The sequence below is a fragment of the Waltera sp. genome (assembly GCF_046969025.1).
GTDB lineage: Bacteria > Bacillota > Clostridia > Lachnospirales > Lachnospiraceae > Acetatifactor > Acetatifactor acetigignens.
Genome location: NZ_JBKVQF010000005.1, coordinates 64,178 through 90,692, shown reverse-complemented (window position 1 = coordinate 90,692; position 26,515 = coordinate 64,178). Strand labels below are relative to the sequence as shown.

The 26,515-nt window shown below is 48.0% G+C and carries 23 protein-coding genes; 22 read left to right on the top strand and 1 reads right to left on the bottom strand.

Annotated elements, in window-relative coordinates:
- The first annotated feature begins 43 nt into the window (after positions 1-43).
- The 17 genes from ACLTOH_RS03900 (at position 44) to thiI (ending at position 21,397) form a co-directional block, all read left to right on the top strand.
- Complete coding sequence (locus ACLTOH_RS03900; RefSeq protein ID WP_117465981.1) at positions 44-955, top strand: undecaprenyl-diphosphate phosphatase; 912 nt, start codon at positions 44-46, stop codon at positions 953-955.
- 118 nt (positions 956-1,073) lie between these two features.
- A complete protein-coding gene (locus tag ACLTOH_RS03895; RefSeq protein ID WP_117465980.1) occupies positions 1,074-1,553 on the top strand; it encodes a DUF6465 family protein in 480 nt (159 codons plus the stop codon).
- 135 nt (positions 1,554-1,688) lie between these two features.
- Entirely contained in the window at positions 1,689-3,083 is a 1,395-nt protein-coding gene (locus ACLTOH_RS03890; RefSeq protein WP_412223415.1) for a DUF2142 domain-containing protein, read from the top strand.
- A 222-nt stretch (positions 3,084-3,305) separates the two neighbouring features.
- Positions 3,306-4,334: a heat-inducible transcriptional repressor HrcA gene (hrcA, locus tag ACLTOH_RS03885; protein WP_227732129.1), complete on the top strand. Its 1,029-nt coding sequence runs from the start codon at positions 3,306-3,308 to the stop codon at positions 4,332-4,334.
- A 25-nt stretch (positions 4,335-4,359) separates the two neighbouring features.
- Positions 4,360-4,953: a nucleotide exchange factor GrpE gene (gene grpE / locus ACLTOH_RS03880; RefSeq protein ID WP_118503160.1), complete on the top strand. Its 594-nt coding sequence runs from the start codon at positions 4,360-4,362 to the stop codon at positions 4,951-4,953.
- Positions 4,954-5,026: 73 nt separating this feature from the next.
- Complete coding sequence (dnaK, locus tag ACLTOH_RS03875; protein WP_118538183.1) at positions 5,027-6,907, top strand: molecular chaperone DnaK; 1,881 nt, start codon at positions 5,027-5,029, stop codon at positions 6,905-6,907.
- Positions 6,908-7,047: 140 nt separating this feature from the next.
- Complete coding sequence (gene dnaJ, locus ACLTOH_RS03870; protein WP_022312150.1) at positions 7,048-8,229, top strand: molecular chaperone DnaJ; 1,182 nt, start codon at positions 7,048-7,050, stop codon at positions 8,227-8,229.
- 342 nt (positions 8,230-8,571) lie between these two features.
- Positions 8,572-10,158 (top strand): O-antigen ligase family protein, encoded by a 1,587-nt coding sequence (locus tag ACLTOH_RS03865; protein ID WP_118668608.1) that lies wholly within the window; start codon positions 8,572-8,574, stop codon positions 10,156-10,158.
- Positions 10,155-12,365 carry a YhgE/Pip domain-containing protein gene (locus ACLTOH_RS03860; RefSeq protein ID WP_022312148.1) on the top strand — a complete coding sequence of 737 codons (2,211 nt, stop codon included), beginning with the start codon at positions 10,155-10,157 and terminating at the stop codon, positions 12,363-12,365. The genes ACLTOH_RS03865 and ACLTOH_RS03860 overlap by 4 nt, the downstream gene beginning before the upstream one ends.
- An 82-nt stretch (positions 12,366-12,447) precedes the next feature.
- A complete protein-coding gene (locus ACLTOH_RS03855) occupies positions 12,448-12,903 on the top strand; it encodes a hypothetical protein (RefSeq protein WP_412123675.1) in 456 nt (151 codons plus the stop codon).
- A 1-nt stretch (position 12,904) separates the two neighbouring features.
- The gene (locus ACLTOH_RS03850) at positions 12,905-15,034 is read left to right on the top strand and encodes a YhgE/Pip domain-containing protein (protein ID WP_117465971.1); all 2,130 of its coding nucleotides are present in this window, start codon (positions 12,905-12,907) and stop codon (positions 15,032-15,034) included.
- On the top strand, positions 15,034-16,485 hold the full coding sequence (locus tag ACLTOH_RS03845; protein ID WP_227732150.1) for a hypothetical protein: 1,452 nt from the start codon (positions 15,034-15,036) through the stop codon (positions 16,483-16,485). The genes ACLTOH_RS03850 and ACLTOH_RS03845 overlap by 1 nt, the downstream gene beginning before the upstream one ends.
- On the top strand, positions 16,478-17,116 hold the full coding sequence (locus ACLTOH_RS03840; RefSeq protein WP_227732152.1) for a hypothetical protein: 639 nt from the start codon (positions 16,478-16,480) through the stop codon (positions 17,114-17,116). Before ACLTOH_RS03845 ends, ACLTOH_RS03840 begins: the two co-directional genes overlap by 8 nt.
- Entirely contained in the window at positions 17,103-18,089 is a 987-nt protein-coding gene (prmA, locus tag ACLTOH_RS03835; protein WP_022312143.1) for a 50S ribosomal protein L11 methyltransferase, read from the top strand. Before ACLTOH_RS03840 ends, prmA begins: the two co-directional genes overlap by 14 nt.
- A gap of 21 nt (positions 18,090-18,110) precedes the next feature.
- Positions 18,111-18,857: a 16S rRNA (uracil(1498)-N(3))-methyltransferase gene (locus ACLTOH_RS03830; protein WP_118538167.1), complete on the top strand. Its 747-nt coding sequence runs from the start codon at positions 18,111-18,113 to the stop codon at positions 18,855-18,857.
- A 155-nt stretch (positions 18,858-19,012) separates the two neighbouring features.
- Positions 19,013-20,182 (top strand): cysteine desulfurase family protein, encoded by a 1,170-nt coding sequence (locus tag ACLTOH_RS03825; RefSeq protein ID WP_412223413.1) that lies wholly within the window; start codon positions 19,013-19,015, stop codon positions 20,180-20,182.
- A 33-nt stretch (positions 20,183-20,215) separates the two neighbouring features.
- On the top strand, positions 20,216-21,397 hold the full coding sequence (gene thiI, locus ACLTOH_RS03820) for a tRNA uracil 4-sulfurtransferase ThiI (RefSeq protein ID WP_022312140.1): 1,182 nt from the start codon (positions 20,216-20,218) through the stop codon (positions 21,395-21,397).
- Positions 21,398-21,548: 151 nt separating this feature from the next.
- Here thiI and ACLTOH_RS03815 read toward each other — a convergent pair whose 3' ends face one another.
- The gene (locus tag ACLTOH_RS03815; RefSeq protein ID WP_022152847.1) at positions 21,549-21,779 is read right to left on the bottom strand and encodes an HPr family phosphocarrier protein; all 231 of its coding nucleotides are present in this window, start codon (positions 21,777-21,779) and stop codon (positions 21,549-21,551) included.
- 102 nt (positions 21,780-21,881) lie between these two features.
- Between ACLTOH_RS03815 and ACLTOH_RS03810 the strand changes: the two genes are divergently transcribed.
- From ACLTOH_RS03810 to ACLTOH_RS03790, 5 genes are all read left to right on the top strand, one after another.
- Positions 21,882-23,342 (top strand): MiaB/RimO family radical SAM methylthiotransferase, encoded by a 1,461-nt coding sequence (locus ACLTOH_RS03810; RefSeq protein WP_262593594.1) that lies wholly within the window; start codon positions 21,882-21,884, stop codon positions 23,340-23,342.
- A gap of 58 nt (positions 23,343-23,400) precedes the next feature.
- Positions 23,401-23,664 (top strand): IreB family regulatory phosphoprotein, encoded by a 264-nt coding sequence (locus ACLTOH_RS03805; protein WP_022152845.1) that lies wholly within the window; start codon positions 23,401-23,403, stop codon positions 23,662-23,664.
- Between the two features lie 23 nt (positions 23,665-23,687).
- Positions 23,688-24,131 (top strand): Holliday junction resolvase RuvX, encoded by a 444-nt coding sequence (gene ruvX, locus ACLTOH_RS03800; protein WP_118538161.1) that lies wholly within the window; start codon positions 23,688-23,690, stop codon positions 24,129-24,131.
- A 5-nt stretch (positions 24,132-24,136) separates the two neighbouring features.
- Positions 24,137-24,391 carry a DUF1292 domain-containing protein gene (locus ACLTOH_RS03795; protein ID WP_118538206.1) on the top strand — a complete coding sequence of 85 codons (255 nt, stop codon included), beginning with the start codon at positions 24,137-24,139 and terminating at the stop codon, positions 24,389-24,391.
- Between the two features lie 422 nt (positions 24,392-24,813).
- Positions 24,814-26,490, top strand: a complete 1,677-nt coding sequence (locus ACLTOH_RS03790; RefSeq protein WP_022312134.1) for a ribonuclease J — start codon at positions 24,814-24,816, stop codon at positions 26,488-26,490.
- Positions 26,491-26,515 lie beyond the last annotated feature (25 nt).

The window sequence follows — 26,515 nt, the reverse complement described above, 5'->3', positions numbered from 1 at the left end:
AAGCTCTGATTCGTCAGAAAATAAAAAAGATAGGAGAAACAAAATGTTAGAAATTATCAAGGCAATTATCTACGGTATCGTGGAGGGCATCACCGAGTGGCTGCCCATCAGCAGCACAGGACATCTGATCCTGGTGGAGCGTCTGATTCCCTTTCAGGAGACCAGTGAAGGTTTCTTCGATATGTTTGATGTTGTCATTCAGTTGGGAGCTATCCTGGCGGTAGTCGTTCTGTTCTGGAACAAGATCTGGCCTTTTTATATGAAGAAAAATCAGCAGACAAAAAAAGGTGGTATTGTAAGATCTAAAAAAGATTTTACGGTAGGAAATGTGGCACTGAGCATGGATGCTTTCTGGATGTGGGTGAAGATCGTTGTAGCATGTATCCCTGCGGTCGTTTACGGCCTGCTGTTTGATGATGCGGTGAGCGAAGCCTTCAAAAAAGAGATCGGAACCAGTGGAGTAACGGTCCAGGTCATCGTGGTAGCAGTTATGCTGGTACTGGTCGGTGTATTGTTTATCGTGATCGAGAACTGGAACAAGAATCGTGTACCTACCACCACAACACTGTCACAGTTGACCTACAGAGATGCATTGATCATCGGTTTCTGCCAACTGGTGGCTGCGGCACTGCCCGGAACATCCCGCTCCGGAGCTACGATCCTGGGTGCTATTATGATTGGTATATCGAGAACGGTGGCAGCGGAATTTACCTTCTTTCTGGCGATTCCCGTTATGTTTGGAGCGAGTCTTCTGAAGGTATTGAAGTTCGGATTTGCATTCACGGGAATGGAGCTTGCCTGCCTGCTGGTCGGTACAGTGATATCCTTCATTGTATCCCTGTTCGTACTTCGTTTCCTGATGGGATATATCAAAAAGCATGACTTTAAAGTCTTTGGATGGTATCGTATTGTGCTGGGTATTATCGTATTGCTGTACTTTCTGGTATTCGCATAACAGTTGACAATTATAGGGAAAAGGAATACACTACCCTTATCGAGCGCCGAAATACGGTACTTGTGAGGAGAATGAAAATGTTTTTTGTACATGATTCGTACAGAAGGGAGACGGTAACATGGCAGTAGTTAAGAAAACTGTAGCACCTGTAGCAGCTAAAGTGGAAGCACCTAAGGCAGAAGTTAAGAAAGCAGCACCGACAACTCCAGTTAAGACAGAAACCAAGACCGCTGTGAAGGAAGCTGAGAAGGCCCCTGTAGCAAAGGCAGAAGAAAAAGCACCTGTAAAGGCAGAGGTTAAGAAGCCTGCAGCCAAGAAGGAAACAGTTAAGAAAGAGACCAAGAAGGCAGCACCTGCAAAGGCAGAGGCTAAGAAGCCCGTAGCCAAGAAGACAGAGTTAAAGAGTGAGATCAGCGTTCAGTTCGGTGGAAAGTCCTACTCTCAGGAAGAACTGCTGAAGATCGCCAAGGACGTATGGAAATACGATCTCAAGCAGAAGGCAGCTGACCTGACCAGCGTAGAGCTGTATGTAAAGCCCGAAGAGAACATGGTTTACTATGTAATGAACAAAGAGATCACCGGAAGCTTCTACATATAAACTATTCAGAGTAATAAAAAATAAGTATATATACGTTGAATGCTTGCATTCGTAAGAATACTTGTGAGCAGGCCCCAAAGTTGAATTTACCACTTTGGGGTCTTCGTATCTATAAAAATGTTAAAGGATGACAGAATGCAGAAAAAATCAGAAAAGATTATTTTTACATTATATCTGTTGGGATTTCTGGCACTGGCACTTACACTTGCACTGTTGCAGCCGCTGGCCAACACACCGCCGCTGTATGGTAATCCGCCGGATGAACATGCGAGATATCTGATCCCGCAGTTTATCTGCAAGTATGGGAAGATCCCTACGGGATGGGAGGAAGAGGTGCGGATTCCGGCCTACGGATTTTCCTATGCTCTGTATAACGTATTTCCCTATATCGTGCAGGGATATCTCATGCGCTTTGTGAGCCTGTTTACGGAATCGGAAGTGGTATTGCTCTATACCGCAAGACTGGTGAACGTAACCTTTGGCCTGCTGATGGCAGTAGTGGTATATTTGATTGGAAAAAGAGTGTTCCGGGATGACCGGTTCCGTTGGCTGTTCTGCTTTGCAGTAACGTACCTGCCGGAGGGATTGTTCCTGCACACTTATGTGAATACGGATTCCTGCTGTATGTTATCCACGGCCATGATGGTATATGCTCTGGTATGCGTATATCAGGATGGTATAAGTCTCCGCAACAGTCTGTGGATGAGCGGTGGTATTATTCTGTGTGCTCTTTCTTATTATAATGCCTACGGATATATCGTAAGCTGCATTTTACTCTTTCTGTTGTCCTTTTTGCAGAAGAAGGAAAACGGCGGCTATTTCTATGACTGGAAGAATATGCTGAAATACGGCTGTCTGATCGCCGGAGTAGTTCTGGCGGGGATCGGCTGGTGGTTCATCCGCAGTTATATCGTTCTGGACGGAGATCTGCTGGGACTGGCCACCCGGGAAAAGATGGCGATCCAATATGCGGTGGAGAGTGTCAATCCGCTGACCATGCAGACTTATCAGTCCATGGGTTATACGGTGCTGGAAATGTTCCGGGAACGCTACACACTGTCCGGTCTGTTCCACAGCTTCGTGGCAGCTTTCGGCTCCATGTCCATCTACGGAAGCATCTGGCTGTATCGGGCGTATAAAGCATTTTTTGTGCTTGGCACCGCGGGAAGCCTTCTGTATATGATCTGCTATAAGAAGCGTCGCAAAATATCCGGAAGAGAATGGTTCTTCCATATTAATATGCTTTATTGCATTTTTATGCCGGCATTTCTGACGATTTATTATGCATACACCACGGATTATCAGAATCAGGGACGGTACCTGCTCCCAGCGCTGCTCCCCCTGATGTATTATATGATAAAAGGAATTCAAAAACTTTCGGAACTGAAGATCAAAGGCAGAACCTTTCCCCGGTGGCTGGTGAATACAGGGGTTGCGATATGTTTTCTGATCCTTGTCGGAGGCACAATAGATATGGTATATGTACGGGCACTTCCCGTATATCTGGAGACAGGACTGGTACTGAAATAGTGCCGGTCCTTTTTGTGTATACGATGAGCCAAGTACAGATTTGTGCTTGCACAAGAATCTGTATTTGGCGAATGAGGCTCTGAATAGTTTTTTTTAATATTTTGTTTAGAATTATTTTCGGGAAAATCAGTTGACAATAATATCCTGTAGTGATATTTTAGGGTAAGAAGATGTTAGCACTCCTTTTAGATGAGTGCTAATAATCCCAAAGGGAGTGATGGAATGCAATTGGATGACAGAAAAAGAATTATATTGCAAGCCATTATCCGGAACTACTTGGAAACGGGAGAGCCGGTAGGCAGCAGGACCATTTCAAAATACACAGATCTGAATCTAAGTTCGGCAACCATTCGGAATGAGATGTCAGATCTGGAAGAGATGGGTTATATCATACAGCCGCACACTTCCGCAGGAAGAATTCCTTCCGATAAGGGATATCGCTTCTATGTGGATACCATGATGGCGACCAGAGAGCAGGAAGTCAATGAGATGAAGGATATGCTCTTAGAGAGGCAGGATAAGCTGGAGAACCTGTTAAAACAGGTGGTGAAGACCCTGGCTCAGAACACACAATACGCCACCATGATCAGTGCTCCGCAGGTACATCGCAACAAGGTAAAGTTCATCCAGCTGTCCCGGGTAGATGCCGGACAGATTCTGGCGGTCATCGTTGCCGAAGGTAATGTGATCAAGAACAATATCCTGGCGGTGAATCAGGAACTGGATGATGAGACACTGCTGAAGCTGAACATTCTGTTGAATACCCACCTCAATGGATTGTCCATGGAGGAGATCAATCTGGGAATGATCGCAGCAATGAAGCAGCAGGCCGGAATCCACAGTGAGATCGTCAGTGAGGTGATCGATGCTGTGGCGGATGCCATCAAGGCAGACGAGGACCTGGAGATCTACACCAGCGGGGCCAACAATATTTTCCGGTATCCGGAACTGGCAGATCAGTCCAAGGCAAGTGAACTGATCAATGCCTTCGAAGAAAAACAGCAGCTGGGCGGTCTGATCCAGGAGTCCCTGGCAGATGAAGGCAGCACAGGTATCCAGGTGTACATCGGAGACGAGACACCGGTGCAGGGCATGAAGGACTGCAGTGTTGTCACAGCTACTTATGAATTAGGCGAAGGCATGAAGGGAACCATAGGAATCATAGGTCCCAAGAGAATGGATTATGACAAGGTCATAGGAACGCTGCGGACGGTGCAGAACCAGTTGGATGACCTTTACCGCAAAGAATAGACAGATTCCAGAAAGGAAAGTAAGAATGGCAGATCAGGAAAAAGAAATATTAGAGGAAGAAATGGAACAGGATCTTTCAGATGCCGAAGAACTGAAGGAAGAAGAGACAGAAGATGAGGAACCCGTGAGCAAGGAAGACAAAAAGGCAGCAAAGAAGCAGGCAAAGCTGAACAAAAAGGAAGATTCCTACAAGGAGAAGATCGATCAGCTGGAAGACAGAGTAAAGCGTCAGATGGCAGAGTTCGAGAACTTCCGCAAGAGAACCGATAAAGAGAAACAGGCAATGTTCGATACCGGTGCCAAGAGTGTGATCGAGAAGATCCTTCCGGTAGTAGATAATTTTGAAAGAGGCCTGGCAACGGTTCCCGAGGAATCCAAAGAGGATCCTTTCGTAGACGGTATGAACCGTATCTACAAACAGCTGATGACAGAACTTGAGAACATCGGTGTAAAACCCATCGAGGCAGTCGGACAGGAATTCGACCCGAATCTTCACAACGCGGTGATGCAGGTGGAGAGCGATGAGTATGAATCCGGTGTGATAGCCCAGGAACTTCAGAAGGGTTACACATATCATGACATGGTCGTAAGACACAGCATGGTAGGTGTTGTTCAATAATTTGATTATCACATATTTTTGAGAATAGAAACTATAAAATGAAAACAGAGAATAAAAACAGGAGGAAAATATTATGAGTAAGATTATTGGTATTGACTTAGGTACAACCAACAGCTGTGTAGCTGTTATGGAAGGTGGTAAACCCACCGTTATCGCTAATACAGAAGGTGCAAGAACCACACCCTCTGTTGTAGCATTTACCAAGACCGGTGAGAGACTGGTCGGTGAGCCTGCAAAGCGTCAGGCAGTTACCAACGCAGAGAAGACCATTTCTTCCATTAAGAGAGATATGGGTACCGATCGCGGCCGTACCATTGACGGCAAAAAATACTCTCCGCAGCAGATCTCCGCAATGATTCTGCAGAAGCTGAAAGCAGATGCCGAGAGCTATCTGGGTGAGAAGGTTACCGAGGCAGTTATCACAGTTCCCGCATACTTCAATGATGCCCAGCGTCAGGCTACCAAGGATGCAGGTAAGATCGCAGGCCTGGATGTAAAGCGTATCATCAACGAGCCTACCGCAGCAGCACTTGCTTATGGTCTGGACAATGAAAAAGAACAGAAGATCATGGTATACGACCTTGGTGGCGGTACCTTTGATGTATCTATCATCGAGATCGGTGACGGTGTCATCGAAGTACTGGCTACCAACGGTGATACACACCTTGGCGGTGATGATTTCGATAACAAGATCATTCAGTGGATGCTGGATGAATTCAAGAAGGCAGAAGGCGTAGATCTGTCCGGTGATAAGATGGCTATGCAGAGACTGAAGGAAGCAGCTGAGAAGGCTAAGAAAGAGCTGTCCAGCGCAATGACCACCAACATCAACCTTCCTTTCATTACCGCAACTGCAGAGGGACCCAAGCACTTTGATATGAACCTGACTCGTGCAAAGTTCGATGAACTGACCAGAGACCTGGTTGATAAGACTGCTATCCCCGTACAGAACGCTATGAAGGATGCTGGCCTGAACTATTCTGATCTGGGTCAGGTACTGTTAGTAGGTGGTTCTACACGTATTCCTGCGGTACAGGATAAGGTAAGAGCCCTGACCGGTAAAGAGCCCAGCAAATCTCTGAACCCTGATGAGTGCGTAGCAATCGGTGCTTCTATCCAGGGTGGTAAGCTTGCAGGTGATGCTGGTGCTGGCGATATCCTGTTACTGGATGTAACGCCCCTGTCCCTGTCCATCGAGACCATGGGTGGTGTCGCTACTAGACTGATCGAGAGAAATACTACCATTCCTACCAAAAAGAGCCAGATCTTCTCTACCGCAGCTGATAACCAGACCGCTGTAGATATCAACGTAGTACAGGGTGAGCGTCAGTTTGCCAAGGATAACAAGTCCCTCGGACAGTTCCGTCTGGACGGCATTGCACCCGCTCCCAGAGGAATTCCTCAGATCGAGGTTACTTTCGATATCGATGCCAACGGTATCGTAAATGTATCCGCTAAGGATCTGGGTACCGGAAAGGAACAGCACATCACCATCACCGCCGGTTCCAACATGTCCGATTCCGATATAGAGAAGGCTGTCAAGGAAGCAGCTGAGTTCGAGGCACAGGACAAGAAGCGTAAGGAAGCTATCGAGGCAAGAAACGAAGCAGACTCTTTCGTATTCCAGACCGAGAAGGCTCTGAACGAAGTAGGTGACAAGGTTCCCGAGAGTGACAAGACCCAGGTACAGGCTGATCTGGAAGCTGTTAAGGCTATTCTGGAGAGAACCAAAGACCAGGAGATGAGCGACAGCGATGTAGATGAGCTGAAGGCTGCAAAAGAGAAACTGACCCAGAGTGCTCAGTCTGTATTCACCAAGATGTATGAGCAGGCTGCTCAGGCACAGCAGGGTGCACAGGGTGCAGCAGGCCCTGACATGAATGCACAGGCCGGTAGCAATGCTGGATCTAACGCAGACGATGATGTGATCGACGGAGATTTCAGAGAAGTATAATTAAACTTCACAAATAACGCAAATCGTGGTATAACAGTAAATGCTGTGTAACAGTGATTGCGAATAACAGGGGGCACAGGGTATGCGAAAGCGTGCCCTGTGCATAACCGTTTTTAGATTTAAATGACAGAGGTGCAAAAATGGCAGAGCAGAAGAGAGACTATTACGAGGTCCTCGGTGTAGATAAGAATGCAGATGATGCTGCAATTAAAAAAGCATACCGGGTACTGGCGAAAAAATACCATCCCGACATGAACCCCGGAGACAAGGAGGCAGAACAGAAATTTAAAGAAGCTTCCGAGGCTTATGCCGTGCTGAGTGATCCCGAGAAGAGACGTCAGTATGATCAGTATGGCCATGCGGCATTTGACGGTGGCGCAGGAGGTGCCGGTGGTTTCGATTTCAATGGAGCTGATTTTGGAGACATTTTCGGAGATATTTTCGGAGATATCTTTGGCGGCGGCAGAAGCAGAGGTGCCAGAAATAACGGCCCCATGAAAGGTGCCAACATCCGTACCAGTGTTCATATCACTTTTGAAGAGGCAGTTTTCGGCTGCAAGAAAGAGATCGATCTTACGGTAAAGGAAACCTGTAAGACCTGTAACGGCTCCGGTGCGAAGCCCGGAACCAGCCCTGAGACCTGTACCAAGTGTGGTGGTAAGGGTCAGGTGGTATTTACCCAGCAGTCTTTCTTCGGTACTGTGCGTAATGTACAGACCTGTCCCGACTGTCAGGGTACCGGTAAGGTGATCAAGGACAAATGCCCGGATTGCCGTGGTACCGGATATATTCCTATGAAGAAACGTTATGCGGTGGATATTCCCGCAGGTATCGACAACGGACAGTCTACCCGGATGCCGGGACTGGGTGAGCCAGGTGTCAACGGTGGCCCCAGAGGCGATGTGCTGGTAGAAGTGATCGTAGGTCGTCATCCTATCTTCCAGAGACAGGATTTCGATATTTTCTCTACCGTACCTATTTCTTTTGCAGTAGCGGCATTGGGCGGCGAAGTGCTGATCGATACGGTAGACGGCAAGGTGGTATATGATGTAAAGGCCGGAACCCAGACCGACACCAAGATCCGTCTGCGCGGCAAGGGTGTTCCTTCCTGGAGAAATAAGGATGTCCGCGGTGACCATTATGTAACACTGGTGGTTCAGACTCCCGACAAGTTGAAACCGGAAGCAAAGGAACTGCTAAAGCAGTTCGATGTACTGACCGGAGATTCCCTGAATGCTGTGAAGAAAGCAACGGAAAGCGGAGAGGGAGAGTCCAAGGAGAATGACTCCAGGGACGGCAAGAAGAAAAAGTTTTGGAAGTAAAAGTTAATAAATAAAATTCCCCGTAGCCTCGGCTGGGGTAAGAAACGCGGCACGCTCGTGCTCTATCGCAGAGCGTAGCGGTACATAAGTGAGGAAAGTACCCTCGCAATGCGTCCCTTGGGACGCTATGGTACCGACGTCTGCTTACGGCACTGCTTATTCTTACACCCAGCCGGGGCTACTGGTTTGTTGGGAAAAAGTTAAAGGTATCTTTGAAGGCCAATGATATAGAATACAGTTTGGTTTTTTTGTCAAAAGGCAGGGTGAACGGTTTGACAGAATGGGCAGAAACGCTTACAATTCAAGTAGTTATGCTGTCTGTGACACGAAGGAGCCTGCAGGATGGAGAACCGGAAAGAGGAATTTCTGAAAATTGTATGTCAGAGTTATCTGATCGTTATTCTGGCAGTGCTGCCTCTTTATTATATTCCCTGGAATGGATATTATAAACTGGGTGATACCAAATATTACCTGTATCGCAATGTTTCACTGCTTTGCCAGGGGATCGCATTGCTGGCACTGTGTGTCTTTGCTGTAAGCAGCCGGTGGACAGGGGAACATCGGATTTTTGCCAGATCTCTGGCTGAAGTAGTGAAAAAATCGGTCGATAAATGCAGAACACATGCGGTAACGACGGCGGTCTGCCTGTACGGAATCTGTGCGTTACTCTCTGCAATCTGCAGCCCCTATGGCAGTATTGCGTGGAACGGAGAGCGGGAATGGTACATGGGAGCTGTCACGATCTGTTTGATGATCGGAGGTTTTTTACTGACGGCGAAGTACGGAGGTAGTTGTAAAACGGCGATATGGTTAGGAGAGGCGGCTTTTGTGGCGGTCACCCTGATCGGTCTGTTGCAGAAGCTGGGCTATGATCCTCTGGGACTTCTCAAGGGTTACGTTGTGGGGGACTGGGAATTTACCCATATGTTGACCACGCTAGGGAACAGCAACTGGCTCAGCGGGTATTACAGTGTGATGTTTCCCTTTTCCATGACGCTGTTTCACCGGGCAGTGGAAGCAGGGAAAAAAGGTCCCACACTGCTGGCAGGAACGTGCAATATGTTGGCCATGATGCTTCTGCTTTTACAGGGAAGTGACAGCGGTGTGATCGTGGCATGCACAGTCATGGGGGTGTGCTTTTGGCTCGACCGGAAGCAAACCGGACATTGGGAAGTATATTTCCTTTTTCTTGCAGCGGTGGCGCTGGGAATGTGCCGTTGGGGTAAATGGATGTTATATCTGGGAACGTTTGACATTCTCCTGCAGGATGGCATCGCCAAAAAACTGGCAGCCTGGCAGGGATGGATTCCGGTTGCAGCAGGGTGTCTGCTGCTTTGGGGAGCCTGTCGCAGGATTCCGGAGAATAAGAAAAAAATATTGCAAGAGGGAGTATTGTGTTGTGCACTGGCAGGAATAGCGGTAGTGCTGGCATGGTATCTGCATCGGTTGTTGGTAATCGATTTTGCGGAATGGGGCAATCGCCGGGGAAGATTGTGGCAGATGGCATGGATGGGTTTCCGGAAAGGAAATCTGCATCAGAAGCTGTTGGGAGCAGGCCCGGATTGTTTTGCATCGTATCTGGGAGAACTGTTGCCGGGAGGCACGGTGCTTTTTGATAAAGGATATTTTGAAGGTTCTGTTTTTACCAATGCACATAATGAGTGGCTCACCACACTGGTCAATATGGGACTGCTGGGTGTGGCTGCCTATGCAGCTGTTTTTATCACGGCGCTGCAGACATACAGGAAGAATTTTCTCGCAGTATTGTTACTGCTTACCTACGGGATACATTCCCTGATCAGCTTTCAGCAGGTGCTGAATGCGCCGCTTTTCTTCCTGATACTGGGATTGTGTGAAGCGGCGGCCCGGGGAGAAAAGACCAAAACCAATCAAATGGATACGGATGAGGAGTTGCTAGAAGCTATATGAAAAATATTTGGAAGATTTTTACCGGAGATCTGAAAAAACTGGTGAAGCAGCCTTTTGCGCTGGTTATTATTATCGGGTTGTGCGTGATACCGTCGCTGTATGCGTGGTTTAATATATTTGCCAACTGGGATCCCTATGCCAATACCGGAGGAATTCCTGTGGCGGTAGTATCCCTGGATCAGGACTATACGCTGAAAGACGGATCGGTGGTAAATATGGGAGAATCCGTACTGGAAAGCCTGCATTCCAACACCAGTGTAAAATGGATCTTTCTGGATACCGAGGAAGAAGCAAAAGAGGGCGTGGAAGCCGGAAAATATTATGCAGCCGTCGTCATTACCGATAAATTTACTTATAGTATGTACAATGTATTTTCGGATGATTTTGAGAATCCGGCGCTGATCTATTATCAGAATCAGAAGAGCAATGCCATTGCCACCAAAATCACGGATACGGTGGCAGGAACTCTGCAGAATACCATCAATGAGACCTTTATCAAGGTGGCGGCTACCACGGTATTTGAAGAGGGCAATACGGTGTCGGATCAGGTACAGGGGGACAGTTATGTAGAGGAATTCTGTTCCAAACTGGAGGAACTGAATGACAATCTGAAGGAATACAGTGCCATGATCGACTCCTTTCAGGCAGGCAATGCGCGGCTGGAGTCTGCCATCACCCATGTCAACTATGAGATTCCCGCGATGCAGAAGAAACTGGACAGCACCACAGCCAGTCTGAACCAGAGCAGTCAGGATCTGTCTTCTACCAGAGACACCCTGGGCAATTTCAGCAACAACATCGATACTTCCATGAGCAATATCAATAACTCTCTGGAAAGTATCAAAAAGGCTCTGGATGAAAGCAAACTGGCGGAGGATACCGCCCAGATGACGAGAGATCTGAACCGGGTGGCAAGAGATACCAATACGCTGAACGGACAAGTAAATACACTGCTGGCGGCACTGATCCAACAAAAGCTGGAAAGCGTCTCTGACGGTAATGCTGCGAACGGCGGCACCGGCAGCAATATCAACGCAGCGGCAACTGATGCGGCTATGGAAGCATTGAAAGCCATGCAGAAGGAACTGGATCTGATGAATACCGTAGTGGGCAGCGTTCTGGAATCCACGGACGACAAGGCTGCGGAGAATGCAAAGGTCAATGTCAACAATGCCATGAATAATTTAAGGAGCGCCATTGACAGCTGCGAGACTTCTGTAAGTAATATGCAGGGAATCTATAAGAATAATCTGGTGCCCCAGATGCAGAAGGTTCTGACAAATATGTCAGATTCTCTGAATCAGGTGACCAATCTGGTAAATACCCTGAGCAATACGGTGAAAAATGTCGGAGTTGTCATGGAAGGTGTCGGTGACACTGTGTCCGGAACCAGTGAGAGTCTGGGACAGATCAAAGATGTGGTAGATAATATCAGCGCCAAACTTACAGATCTGACAGAGAAGCTGGACGGTGCATCCGAAGAGGAAATGATGGATATTCTGGTGCGTTTCCTTGGAGGAGATCCGGATAGTCTGGGGGCATATTTTGCATCTCCCGTAACCATGGAGACCATAGCCATGTATCCGGTGGCTACGTATGGTTCTGCCATGACACCGTTCTATTCCACACTGGCGATCTGGGTAGGTTCTACGATCCTGGTGGCACTGGTGAAAGTAAAAGCCTCTCCGAAAGGGCTTGAAAATGTACAGAGCTATCAATTGTATTTCGGCAGATATTTGCTGTTCTTCTTATTGGCACAGATTCAGGCAGCCATCATTGTGGCCGGAGATCTGTGGCTGTTAAAAGTAAACATTGTGGAACCGGGGCTGTTTTTCCTGGCGGCAAGCTTTACGGCTACGGCATTTTCCCTGTTGATCTATTCTCTGACACTGGCATTCGGAGATGTGGGCAAGGCCGTCTGCGTTATTGTTATGGTATTGCAGATCGCTGGTTCCAGCGGTACCTTCCCGATCGAACTGCTACCGGACACCTACCAGAAGATTTATATTTTCTTTCCCTTCCCCTATGCCATCCGGGCCATGCGTGAGGCACTGGCGGGTATGTACGGTACTGCCTATATGGAAGCACTGGCAAAATTGAGCCTGTTTATGATCGAGGGACTGTTGATCGGCCTGGTGATCCGGATCCCGTTCGTAAAACTGAACCATTTTGTGGAAGAGCGTATGGAAGACACTGAGTTAATGTGACACCTGTTCAGAACCATGAAAACGAAAACTCCGCAGGAGTGGGTTTGTGAATGAAGTTCCGAACAGGCAGAAAGGTAAAATCATGGAGAGAAATTACGAAGAAATTTTTCAGAAGGTTCTGGATTACGAGCAGGCCCTTCATGAGAAGAATAGAAAAAGAATAAAGATCGGTCTGAAATGTATCTGGATCGTCCCCTTGTTTTTTCTGGCACTGTTGTTCCTGACTGGCAGCAACAAGGTCATCTTCCTGATCCTGTGGATCGTGTCGCTGTTTGCCCTGTCAATCTATCTGATCGTTGTGGAATATATGGATTATAATCTGCAGGAGAAGATCATGGAGCTCAAAGGAGAAGAAGGCGATCTCAAAGCGGTGACTCCGACAGACTTTGACCGGGCGGCGCAGATCATCCGGGAGACCCGGAAACTGATTGGTGAAGGCCTGAATTCCCCGGTCGAGACCGGGACCGAAGAGAATCCGGAAGACGAAACCGAAGAGGAAAACGAAGACGAGACCGAAGACTGGGAGGATGGTGAATAGTATGCATAATATCTGGAAAATATTTACCACCGACATCCGTCGGATCAGCAATAATGTGGTGGCGGTCGTTATTATCATGGGACTCAGCATCCTCCCGGCACTGTATGCCTGGTTCAACATTTTCTCCAACTGGGATCCTTACGAGCCCGCAGCTACCAGTCAGCTGAAAGTAGCCGTGGCTTCCGATGATGCCGGGGCGGAGATCATGGGGCTGTCTCTGAACGTGGGAGACAGTGTGCTGGAGGCTCTGGGAGCCAATACCACTATCGGCTGGGTGTTCCCGGAGACCACGGAGGAAGCACTGGAAGGTGTGAAGAACAGTGATTACTATGCGGCATTGATTATTCCGGAGACTTTTACTCAGGAAATGCTGGGATTTATCGACGGTGAAGTGGATCATCCCACCATTTACTACTATGAAAATGAGAAAAAGAATGGTATTGCCCCTAAAATCACGGGCAAAGCGAAAAATGCTGTGCAGGAACAGGTAAATGCCACCTTTATCAGTACTGTGGCAGAAGCGGTGATGAAAGCGGGAAATGCCCTTTCGGTGGTGAATGCCGGCGGGCAGACCAGTGTGGAAGAATCTCTGGATACCATGCAGGCACAGTTGCAGGACTATGTGGTTATGTTACAGTCCTTCCAGAGTATTATGACCTCCGCGGAGATGATCATGGAGACCAGCCAGAATATGCTTCCGGATATGGATAATATGCTGGAGAATGGACGAAATACCATGATCGGTATGCAGACCATGATCAATTCCAGCGTCGATGCGGTTGACGTTATGGGAGATATGGTGAGCAGCAGTATGGACATGGTCACGGAAGCGTTGCAGTATCTGTCGGTCTTTTCTGATGGATTGTTGGAGCAGATGGGCAGCAACAATGTTGGAAGCACCACGGACACCGGATTGGGCACGGCCATCGGACTGGTACAGGGCATGCAGGCCAATATGGATGTGCTGGGAAGCCTGATCACCGGACAGGATGCTCAGATTCAGGAGATCAACCAGTCTCTGAAAACGATCGAAGCGGATCTGAAACAGCTGCAAGACAGCAAGGGAGATGTGGATCATGATATCAATACTCTGCGGGCACAGATCCGGGAACAGATCCAGATCTGCAACAAACAGCTGAATAATCTGATGAGTGATTACAATAACAATGTCAGACCTTCTTTCCGGGCTACCGGCAAATCCATGCAGCAGGCTTTCCTGAATGCCGCAGCGATGATGAACGGTACGGATGTGAATATGGATGAAATTTCCGATATTCTGAAAGAGTATCAGCAGACTTTGCAGGAAGGTAATGTCAGCCTGCAGGATTCCCTGGTGATCGCACAGGAACTGCTGGACAAGGTCAGCAAAATAGCAGATAATATAAAACGGATCACCGGTGCGGAGACCTATGAGGATATTTTAAGCGCTATGGCTGCCGATCCGACGGCGGTGGCAGACTTCGTATCTTCTCCGGTCAGACTGGAGACGGTACCTGTTTATCCGGTGGATCATTACGGCTCTGCGGCATCGCCGTTCTATACGATCCTGGCAATCTGGGTGGGAGCGCTGTTCCTGGTGGCTATTATTCACGTGGGTGTGAAACCCATTGAACCGGGGGATCATTATAAGGCGCATGAGAGATATTTTGGCAGATATCTGCTGTTTTTCCTGATCGGACAGGCACAGACACTGCTTATTGTTCTTGGGAACCTTTATTATATTGAGATACAGTGTCAGCACAGGTTTTTATACTGGCTGGCGGCAGCCGTGGCCAGTGCGGCATTCAGCTGCTTTATGTATTCTGTGACTTTCGCTTTTGGAAACGTGGGTGAGGCACTGGCTATTGTAGTCATGGTCATCCAGGTGGCGGGAAGCGGCGGAACGTTCCCTATCGAGGCTCTTCCGCAGGTATTCCAGTGGATCTATCCTTTCCTGCCGTTCCAGTTTGGCATGAAAGCGTTTAAAGAATGTATTGCAGGAATGTACGGCGTGGATTATTGGATCAATGTAGGAAAAATGACACTGTTCCTGATCGTAGCATTGCTGCTGGGACTGGCACTGGAGCCGCCGTTCCGCAAGCTGAATCATATGATAGAGAAGAGTAAAGAGAAGACAGGGTTAATGATCTGATGAAGATGAAAAAAATGACTTCGGAAAAGAAACATAAAATTACAACCATTGGCTTATGGCTGATCCTCATTCTGTGCACGGCGGTATTGTTCTCCCTGTGTCTCAGTGAGGGGATCGACTATGATGAAGCATACAGTTATCGCACCGCCCATGACAATACGATGATGGGAATCATTCGCGTGGTACTGGCGGCCCATGATACGGATGTGCCGGTATGGTATATGGGATTGCGGCTGTGGTCGTTTCTGGTAGGAGACGGCATTATTGCCTACAAAATGTTTGCATTGCTGGGAACGGTATTGTCCATGCTGCTGGGGCCTGTTGTGATCCGCAGGCAGTGGGGAGCGAAGACAGCAGCCCTTTATATGATCATGGTAAGCCTGACACCTGCAATGATGAAGATCAGTGTGAACAACAGAATGTATTCCTGGACGGTGTTTGGAGTTACCGTCTGCGGACTGACCGCTTATTTCCTGCGGGAGCGGCTGAACAGTAAGGCCCTGTGGACGATATTGTTTCTGACGACCTTCTGCGGTATTTTCAGTCATTACTTTACCGCGTTCAGTTACCTGTTTATCTACCTGTATCTGGTGGCGGTGATTTGGCAGCAGGACAGAAAACAGATCTGGAAGCCGTTTGTCTGTGGTGGTTCCGTTGTATTGCTTTTTGTGGCATGGCTGATAAAATCCGATTTCTTTCATCTGCTGGTTTCTGATGGAAACCCGACGAACCGGTCCAAATTCGGTATTTACGAATTTTTTGATTTCATTTTCGGAACCGGAGTGAAGTATGCGACCAAAATGGGAGAACTTCTTTTTGTACTGACACTGGTCTGCGCGATCCTCTTTTGGAAGCGGCTGGGGAGAAGAAACGGTGTTTTTGCGGTTCTGTGTACCTGTATTTTCCCAGTAAGCTATTTGATGGCGGCGCTGCTGGCATTACACGCGTCCCACTTTTTTACCTACCGCCATGTTATGCATAGCATGGGATTGTTCTGGCTGGGAATGGCTATCATTTTATCCAGGATCAATTTACAGGAATGGATCGCCTGTCTGTCCTTCACTGTGTGGATGGGAGTGTCGGCCTACGGAATCTCTTATCATGAAGAATATGGTACAATCTCATATCTGGAAGAGACGAAGGCATTTATAGCGGAGAATATGGAGCCGGGAGATGTGGTCGTCTACGATACGGATTCCCGCTTCGGACAGCTATTCGGATGCTATATGCCGGACCAGATCTTTTATACCATGGAAGAGGTGCCGGATCTGGAAGAACTGGTGGGGAAAAGAGTCTGGTATTTCCAGTGTTTCGGACATCTGCTGGAGGAATCGGATAAATATACCGTAACCTATGAAAATATGGGACATTATGGATTTCAGTATATGGATGGGAATACGGATTTTGATATTTTAAAGGTGAACATAACGGAGGAAACGGGAAATGATTAAATGGGTGGAAAGAGGAGTCCTGCTGGCAGCGATACTTTCCATGTTGTTTGTATGGCCGTATGGAGGAATCCGTGAAGATAAAAAGGACAGTTCCTTAAGTGAGGATTATGGATATACAGAGCCCCTGCAGGTGGGAGAATATGCTTCGCAGTATTTTGTTGCGGAGACAGATTTTCTGAAAACACTGGAAATCGCAGTGAACTATAATCAGGAGGAAGAACGGAACGGACTTCTGGGTCTGGAGATATGGAAAGAGGATCAGAAGATATATGAAGGTGTGATTCCTTATGATGCCATGGAATCGACAACATTTTTCCCTGCCGTCATCGAGACCCGGCTGAAAAGGGGCGCTGTATATGAATACCGGATCGTGAATCAAAGTATTTCCGAGAATCTGCCGCAGGTAGTATATACTACTACGGAAAAGGCGCATGTACCGGAAAATCAGCAACTGGTGGTACATGAAGCAACTGTGGACGGACAGGCATTGAACCGGTACACCTGGAGAGAGAAGCTGGATGCGGTCAGCGTATTGGAAATCGACAGTTTTATTGCAATCGTGGCTGCAATGATATATGCTGTGTTGGAACAATGGAAAAGAAAGGAAAAAAAGAACAATGAAGTGGGTTAAATTCAGAATAAAGACGGTAACGGAAGCGGAAGATATTATTATCAGCACCCTGTACGATCTCGGACTGGAAGGGGCACAGATCGAAGACAAGGTGCCCCTGACCGCCATGGAGAAGGAGCAGATGTTTGTAGATATCCTGCCGGACGGACCGGAGGATGACGGCATTGCCTATTTAAGTTTTTTTGTAGAGGAAAAAGAGGACGGCAGTCTGGAAGTGGCCGGGGAGAAGACCACGACCGAAGCTGTACTTGCGGATGTAAAGCGGGAACTGGAAGACTTACGCCAGTTTATGGATATCGGCGAGGCTTCTGTTGTGGTAGATGAGACGGAGGACATTGACTGGATCAACAACTGGAAACAGTATTTCCACCAGTTCTATATCGATGATATTCTGGTGATCCCTTCCTGGGAAAATATCAAACCGGAAGATACTGACAAGATGGTGCTTCATATCGATCCCGGTACGGCATTTGGCACCGGTATGCATGAGACCACACAGCTGTGTATCCGTCAGCTGCGTAAGTTCATCACTCCTGAGACAGAGCTTTTGGATGTCGGCACCGGCAGCGGTATTCTGGCAATTTTATCCCTCATGTTCGGGGCAAAACATGCCGTGGGAACCGATCTGGATATCTGTGCTGTGGAAGCTGTGGCCCAGAACTGCGAAGTGAATGGAATCGATCCGGCACAGTTTGACATGATGATCGGCAATATCATTACAGACAAAGAAGTGCAGGACAAGGTAGGCTATGAGTGTTATGATATCGTGGTGGCCAATATTCTGGCAGATGTACTGGTACCGTTGACTCCTGTCATCGTACATCAGCTGAAGAAGGGCGGTATCTACATCACCTCTGGCATCATTGATGACAAGGAGCAGACCGTGGTGGAGGCTGTGAAGGCCGCTGGATTGGAAGTACTGGAAGTGACCTACCAGGGAGAATGGGTCAGCGTTACCGCAAGAAAGAATTAAGCGCTTAAAATAGGAGTTTCTATGTATCAGTTTTTTGTAGAACCGGAACAGATCGACGTGGCAGCGAAGAGCGTTATCATCCGGGGAACCGATGTGAATCATATCAAAAATGTACTGCGGATGCGCCCCGGCGAAGAAGTGGCTGTCAGCAATGGAATCGACGGGAAGGAATATCGCTGTGGGATCCTTGCACTGGAAGAGGACTGTGTCCGTCTGGAGCTTCGTTTTATCAAGGAAGACGGAGTAGAGCTTCCGGCGAAGATCTATCTGTTCCAGGGACTGCCCAAGGCGGACAAGATGGAGCTCATCATCCAGAAGGCTGTGGAACTGGGAGCCTTTCAGATCATTCCGGTGGCTATGAAACGCTGCGTGGTGAAATTGGATGAGAAAAAAGCGGACAGCAAAATAAAGCGCTGGCAGGGAATTGCGGAAGCAGCCGCCAAGCAGAGCAAACGAGGCGTGATCCCGACGGTGGCACCGGTTATGAGTTATGTGCAGGCGGTGAAAACGGCTTCTGAAATGGATCTGAAACTGGTACCTTACGAGCTGGCGGAAGGAATGCCACAGACGAAACAGCTCATCGAAAGCGCAAGACCCGGACAGCAGATCGCTATTTTCATCGGCCCGGAGGGCGGATTTGATCCGGAGGAGATAAGACTTGCCACGGAGGCGGGAATTCAACCGATCACTTTGGGGAAACGGATCCTGCGGACGGAGACGGCCGGATTTACGACTATCGCATGGCTGATGTATCAGTTGGAAAATTAGACAGCGGACGGCACGGATCGCCTGCCTGCGGCATATTTTAATCATAAGAAGAATATAGTAATTATTCAGAGCAAAAGGAAAGCCCGGAAGAGTCGATTTGGCGAATAGGGCGCTGAATAGTTACTGAAGAGATAGATAGCAAGGAGAAGAAGAGAATGGAAGTCTATATGGACAATTCCGCTACCACAAGGACATTCCCGGAAGTGGCAGAGTTGATGACGAAGATCATGTGTGAAGATTACGGTAATCCCTCCAGCCTGCATATGAAGGGAGTGGAGGCAGAGAAATACCTCCGCTATGCCAAGGAGACTCTGGCAAGGATTCTGAAGGTGGAGGAGAGAGAGCTTTTATTTACTTCCGGGGGAACGGAATCCGATAATATGGCACTGATCGGCTGCGCCCTGGCGAATTGCCGCAGAGGCAATCATCTGATCACGACGCAGATCGAACATCCCGCTATCCTGCAGACCATGCGTTATCTGGAGACCCAGGGGTATCGTGTCACTTATCTGCCGGTGGATCCCTGCGGACGTATCCGGCTGAAAGACTTACGCAGAGCCATGACACCGGAGACCATTCTGGTATCTATCATGCACACGAATAACGAGATCGGAGCCCTGCAGCCCATTGAGGAAGCCGGAGCTCTGATCAAACAGATGAACCCGGATACGCTGTTCCATGTGGATGCGGTACAGGGATTCGGAAAATCCCGGATCTATCCCAAGAAGATGCACATTGATCTGCTGTCCGTCAGTGGACACAAGATCCACGGACCGAAGGGCGTCGGACTGCTGTATGTAGGGGAACGGGTGAAGATCCAGCCCATCGTATTCGGTGGCGGACAGCAGCAGAACCTCCGCTCCGGTACCGAGAATGTGCCCGGTATTGCGGGACTTGCAAAAGCAGCGGAAATGCTCTATAGTCATTTTGATGAGGATCATGCCAGACTCTGCGCCTGCAAGAGACGATTCATTGAAGGTGTGGAAAGACTGGATCAGGTGAAGGTCAACGGACTTTTGCCGGATGCACCGTACGGTGAGGGAACGGCGGCACACATTGTCAGCGTATCTTTTGCCGGCGTCAGAAGTGAAGTGCTCCTGCATGCACTGGAGGACAAGGGAATCTATGTTTCTGCAGGAAGCGCCTGCTCTGCACACAAGCCGCAGCCTTCTGCTACACTGAAAGCCATCGGCATCGATAAATCCCTGCTGGATTCCACCATACGTTTCAGTTTTTCCGTATTTACCACGGAAGAAGAGATTGACGTATGTCTCCAGGCATTGTACAATATAGTACCTATGTTACGCAGATACAGTCGCAGATAAGCGATTTGAGAAACACTCAGAAAGGAAACGAACGTGTTTACATCATTTTTGATAAAATATGCCGAGATTGGCATTAAGGGAAAGAACCGTTACCTGTTCGAAGATGCTCTGGTACGCCAGATTAAGTATGCACTGAAAAAGTGTGAGGGAGAATTCCTGGTGCACAAGACACAGGGCCGTATCTTCGTAGATGCAGAGTCAGAATTTGACTACGATGAAGTTGTGGCACACTTACAAAGAGTCTTCGGAATCTCCGGAATCTGCCCGGTAGTGCACGTACAGGATGAGGGCTTTGAGAAGCTGTGTGAAACCGTGATTGACTACATTGCAAAAGTATATCCCGATTGCAATCAGACGTTCAAGGTGGCAGCGAGACGTGCCCGGAAAAATTACCCCAAGGATTCCATGACCATCAACATGGATATGGGAGAAGCTATCCTGAAGGCTTATCCCAATATGAAGGTGGATGTACATCATCCCGATATTATGCTGAACATTGAGATCCGTGAAGAAATCTATATCTACTCCGTGATCCTGCCCGGTCCCGGAGGAATGCCCGTAGGTACCGGTGGCAAGGGAATGCTGCTTCTCTCCGGTGGTATTGATTCTCCCGTGGCAGGTTATATGATCGCCAAGAGAGGCGTCAAGATCGATGCGGTATATTTCCATGCACCGCCTTACACCAGTGAGCGTGCGAAGCAGAAAGTAGTGGATCTGGCGAAGATCGTTGCCCGTTACACCGGACCGATCTATCTGCATGTGATCAATTTTACCGATATTCAGTTATATATTTATGAGAAATGTCCTCATGAGGAACTGACCATTATCATGCGCCGTTATATGATGCGGATTGCGGAACAGATCGCGAAAGAGACTGAGTGCCTGGGCCTGATCACCGGTGAGAGCATCGGACAGGTGGCATCCCAGACCATGAATTCCCTGATTGCTACCAATGAAGTATGTGAGCTGCCGGTCTACCGTCCGCTGATCGGATTTGACAAGCAGGAGATCGTAGAAGTATCCGAGAAGATCGGGACTTATGAGACTTCCATTCTGCCCTATGAAGATTGTTGTACCATCTTCGTGGCAAAACATCCCGTGACGAAACCGAACGTGAAGGTGATCCGCAGACATGAACACAATCTGGATGAGAAGATCGACGAACTGGTGAAGACCGCACTGGAGACCAAAGAACTGATCATTGCGGAAGCATAAGTGCGAATGCAGAGTAACTATTCAGAACCGGGGAAACAGAGGTACTGAATAGTTACTTTTTTGAAATGGCATATAAAAAACACCTCAAGAGGATTGCGTCTCTCAAGGTGTTCTCTGTTTTACTATGTATTCGGAATTCCGAATCGGTAACTTATACCAGATAAGGCTTTAATACTTCCAGAACCTCATCAGCGCCATCCTCTGCATGGATGTTCAGGTCGATAGGCTTGGAAAGATCCAGGCTGAAGATACCCATGATGGACTTTGCATCAATTACGTATCTGCCGGATACAAGATCGAAATCATAATCGAACTTAGTAATATCGTTTACGAAAGATTTTACCTTATCAATAGAATTTAAAGAAATCTGAACTGTCTTCATGTTGACTACCTCCTTAATGTGTGTCATACCTTCTGACTTTATATTAATGGGGGAACGCTCAAAAGTCAAGACGAAAACAATACAAAAAAAGTGAGGAATCCTATGAAAAGTGTAGCATTACACAACCTCGGATGTAAGGTTAATTCCTATGAAATAGAAGTAATGCAACAAATGTTACAAGAAAAAGGTTATACTATTGTACCATTTGATGAAACCGCAGATATTTATATTGTAAATACCTGCACAGTTACCAATATTGCAGACCGGAAAAGCAGACAGATGCTTCATCGTGCGAAGCAGAAAAATCCGGCGGCACTGGTGGTGGCTGTGGGATGCTACGTGCAGACCGGAAGGGAAGATGTTGAGCAGGATCCCTGCATCGATCTGGCGATCGGCAACAACCGCAAGAAGAACCTGGCATCCATTCTGGAGGAATATTTGCAGGATCTGGAACAGGAAGATGCGGTGGCAGAGAATGCAGAAAATGCCGGACATGGTGTGGACAAGACTCTGCATGACACTACTGTTATAGACATTAACCATACTGCAGAATACGAAGAAATGACTCTGAAACAGACGGCGGAGCACACCCGAGCCTATATTAAAATTCAGGACGGATGCAATCAGTTCTGCTCTTACTGCGTTATCCCCTATGCCAGAGGCAGAGTCCGCAGCCGCAGGGCGGAAGATATCATCCGGGAGATCACCGGCATGGCACAGAACGGATACCGGGAGATCGTATTGACAGGTATCCATATCAGTTCCTACGGCATTGATTTCGACGAGGAAGCCTGGAAGCGGGGAGAAAGTGTCTCCGTATTAAAAGAAGATGAGGAGAGAAGAGATTATTCCGGCAGCAGTAAGCTGATCGATCTGCTGGAACGGATCCATGATATTGAAGGTATTGAGCGGATCCGTATCGGTTCCCTGGAACCCCGCATTATTACGGAGGAGACGGCAGCCAGAATGGCGGCACTGCCGAAGCTGTGTCCCCATTTCCATCTGTCCTTGCAGAGCGGCTGTGATGCCACGCTACGCCGTATGAACCGTAAATATACTTCCGAAGAATATGCGGAGAGTGTTGCGCTGCTTCGTAAGGTATTTGACCATCCAGCCATCACCACAGATGTCATTGTGGGTTTCCCGGGGGAGACTGAGGAAGAGTTTGCGCAGACAAAGGAATTTTTAGACCGGATTCAATTCTTCGAGATGCATATTTTCAAGTATTCCAAACGGGCAGGCACCAGAGCGGCCGTGATGTCTCATCAGGTGCCGGATCCCGTGAAGACCACCAGAAGTGCGGAACTTCTGGCTATGGAGAAGGAACAGTCGAAGCAGTTCCGGACCCACTATGTGGGACGGGAGGCGGAGGTGCTTCTGGAGGAGACCAAGGAGATCGGCGGAATGGAATATCTGCTGGGACACACGAGAGATTATGTCAAACTGGCTGTCTCTGTGAAGGAAAATAAAAAAAATGTTGCAAATACCGTGATATGCGGCAGGGTACAGGGGTTTTTGACGGATGAAATCCTATTACTATCACCCCTTGAATTTTCAAAGTAAATGCGGTAATATAAGGCATAACGGAAAGATTTGCCCTATGGCAGAAAAAGAGGATCGTATGCAGGACTTAGGAAATACACAATACTTCAAGGTAGAGACAGAACCTGAGACCGGTGTGAAGCTGGTGCTTTCTACCGTATATGAGGCACTGACGGAAAAGGGATACAACCCGGTGAACCAGATCGTAGGTTACATCATGAGCGGGGACCCTACTTATATTACCAGTCACAAAAATGCCCGCAGCCTCATCATGAAGGTAGAGCGTGACGAACTGGTGGAAGAACTGCTCACGGAGTATATCAGGACAAAACACTGGAAATAATTACAGTTATCAGGAGGACCCACATGCGTATTATGGGGTTGGATTTCGGCTCACGTACCGTGGGCGTGGCGATTAGTGACAGTCTGCTGTTGACAGCGCAGGGTGTGGAGATCATTCGCCGCAAAGAAGAGAATAAATTACGACAGACGCTGGCCCGGATCGAAGAACTGATCGTGGAGAATGAAGTGGAAGAGATCGTACTGGGACTTCCCAAGAACATGAACGATACCGAGGGTGTCCGCGTGGAACTGACCAAGGAGTTCAAGGAGAAGCTGGAGCGCAGGACCGGTCTCCCGGTATATTTCTGGGATGAGAGACTGACGACTGTGGCAGCGGACAAAGCCATGATGGAAGCGGGAATCCGCCGTGAGAACCGTAAGGATTACGTGGATATGATCGCAGCTACTCTGATCCTGCAGGGCTATCTGGATCGCAGGAACAATGAGAAGAAAAAGGAAACAGAATGAGTAAATTGGAAAAGATTACATTTCGCCCCGAAGGCGAAGAACCTGTAGAATTTTATGTACTGGAACAGACCAGGATCGGTGGACACAATTACATCCTGGTAACCGATGTGGAAGAGGGAGACGGAGATGCCCTGATCCTGAAGGATATGTCTCAGGATGGTGAAGAAGAGAGCATTTATGATGTAGTCTCCGATGATGAAGAACTGGAAGCGGTATCCGGAGTATTTGCGGATATGTTAGAGGACGTTGATTTAATTTAGATCATATTGGGGCAGGTCATTAAGCCATAAAATCACTCCTGTGCAAGCACGTCCTGTTTTCAGGCTTATGACCTTGATATATGATAAATACAGGCAGTTCTGCGAGAAGGACGGTCTTATATTTATATATGATTTGTATGATTGGCAGAGAGGGATATTGGAGGCTTTGCCGGTTTCAGCATATAATGGTTTTGTGCTAAAAGTGACAGGGAATACACGAAGGGCATGAGAGATGCCGTTATTTTGATGGAATCGTAAGATCTGGGATGTCTGATCTCCACGGGAGTCTTTGAGAAGAGAGCCGGAAGGAGCAGGCGTGAAATCACAGATCTTTGTTTGCAGAGCATAACAATCCGTTCTAACGCCGGGATACATACACTAAGAACAGTTGTATAGACGTATAGAATTTGGAGGTAATTTCGTTGAAAAAGAAAAAAGAGAATAGTAACGTTTCAGGTCTGAAGATCATTCCTTTGGGAGGCCTGGAGCAGATCGGTATGAACATTACTGCCTTCCAGTACGAGGACAGTATTATTGTGGTGGACTGCGGACTGTCTTTCCCTGCGGATGATATGCTGGGAATCGATCTGGTCATTCCCGATGTAACATATCTGAAGGATAATATCGATAAGGTAAAGGGATTTGTCATCACTCATGGACATGAGGATCATATCGGAGCACTGCCCTATGTGCTGCGTGATATCAATGTGCCCATCTACGCAACCCGCCTGACCATGGGGATCATTGAGAACAAGCTGACAGAGCATAACCTCATGAAGAAGACCAAACGCAAAGTGGTGAAGTTCGGTCAGTCCATCAATCTGGGTGATTTCCGTGTGGAATTCATCAAGACGAATCACAGCATCGTAGATGCCGCAGCACTGGCAATTTATTCCCCTGCCGGTATCGTGGTACACACCGGAGACTTCAAGGTAGACTATACTCCGGTCTATGGAGATGCCATTGATTTACAGCGTTTTGCCGAGATCGGTAAAAAGGGTGTACTGGCACTGATGTGCGATTCCACCAATGCCGAGCGTCCCGGTTTTACCCCTTCCGAGAAGACCGTAGGTAAGACATTTGATACCTTATTTGAAGAACATAAAAATACCAGAATTTTTGTGGCGACTTTCGCATCCAATGTGGATCGTGTACAGCAGATCATCAACACGGCCTATAAATTCGGCCGTAAAGTAGCTGTGGAAGGCCGCAGTATGGTGAATATCCTGGATACCGCCATCAAGCTGGAGTGCATCAATATCCCCGAGAATACACTGGTGGATCTGGATCAGATGAAGAATTATCCCGATGAGCAGCAGGTGATTATCACCACCGGAAGCCAGGGCGAAAGTATGGCAGCCCTGTCCCGTATGGCCAACAATATGCACCGTAAGATCACGATCGGTGCGGGGGATACCGTAATCTTCTCCTCCAACCCCATCCCGGGCAATGAAAAGTCCGTCACCAAGATCATCAACGAGCTGCTCCGCAAAGGCGCAGATGTTATTTTCCAGGATGCTCATGTATCCGGACATGCCTGCCAGGAAGAGATCAAGCTGATCTATACCCTGATCCATCCGAAGTACGCAGTACCCGTGCATGGTGAATACAAGCATCTGAAGGCACAGGCCAAGATTGCAGAGAGTCTGGGCATCAGTAAGGACAATATCTTCATCCTGTCCTCCGGAGATGTATTGGAAGTCAGCGAGGAACAGGCCAAGGTCAATGGCAGAGTACCCGTAGGAGCTATTCTGGTGGACGGTCTGGGTGTCGGTGATGTCGGAAATGTAGTATTGAGAGATAGACAGCATCTGGCAGAAGATGGTATTATGATCGTGGTCATGAGTCTGGACAAGGCCAGTGGAGAACTGGTAGCAGGTCCCGACATTGTATCCAGAGGTTTTGTATATGTGAAGGAATCCGATGAACTTATCGAGGAAGCCAGACGCACCGTGGATGATGCGCTGCAGGCATGTCTGGATAAGGGAATTACGGACTGGGGTAAACTGAAGACCACCACCAAGGATGTCCTCGGCGATTATGTATGGAAGAAGACCAAGAGACGTCCCATGATCCTTCCGATCATTATGGAAGTGTAATAGCAGCGATTGCTGGAAAGGTCGT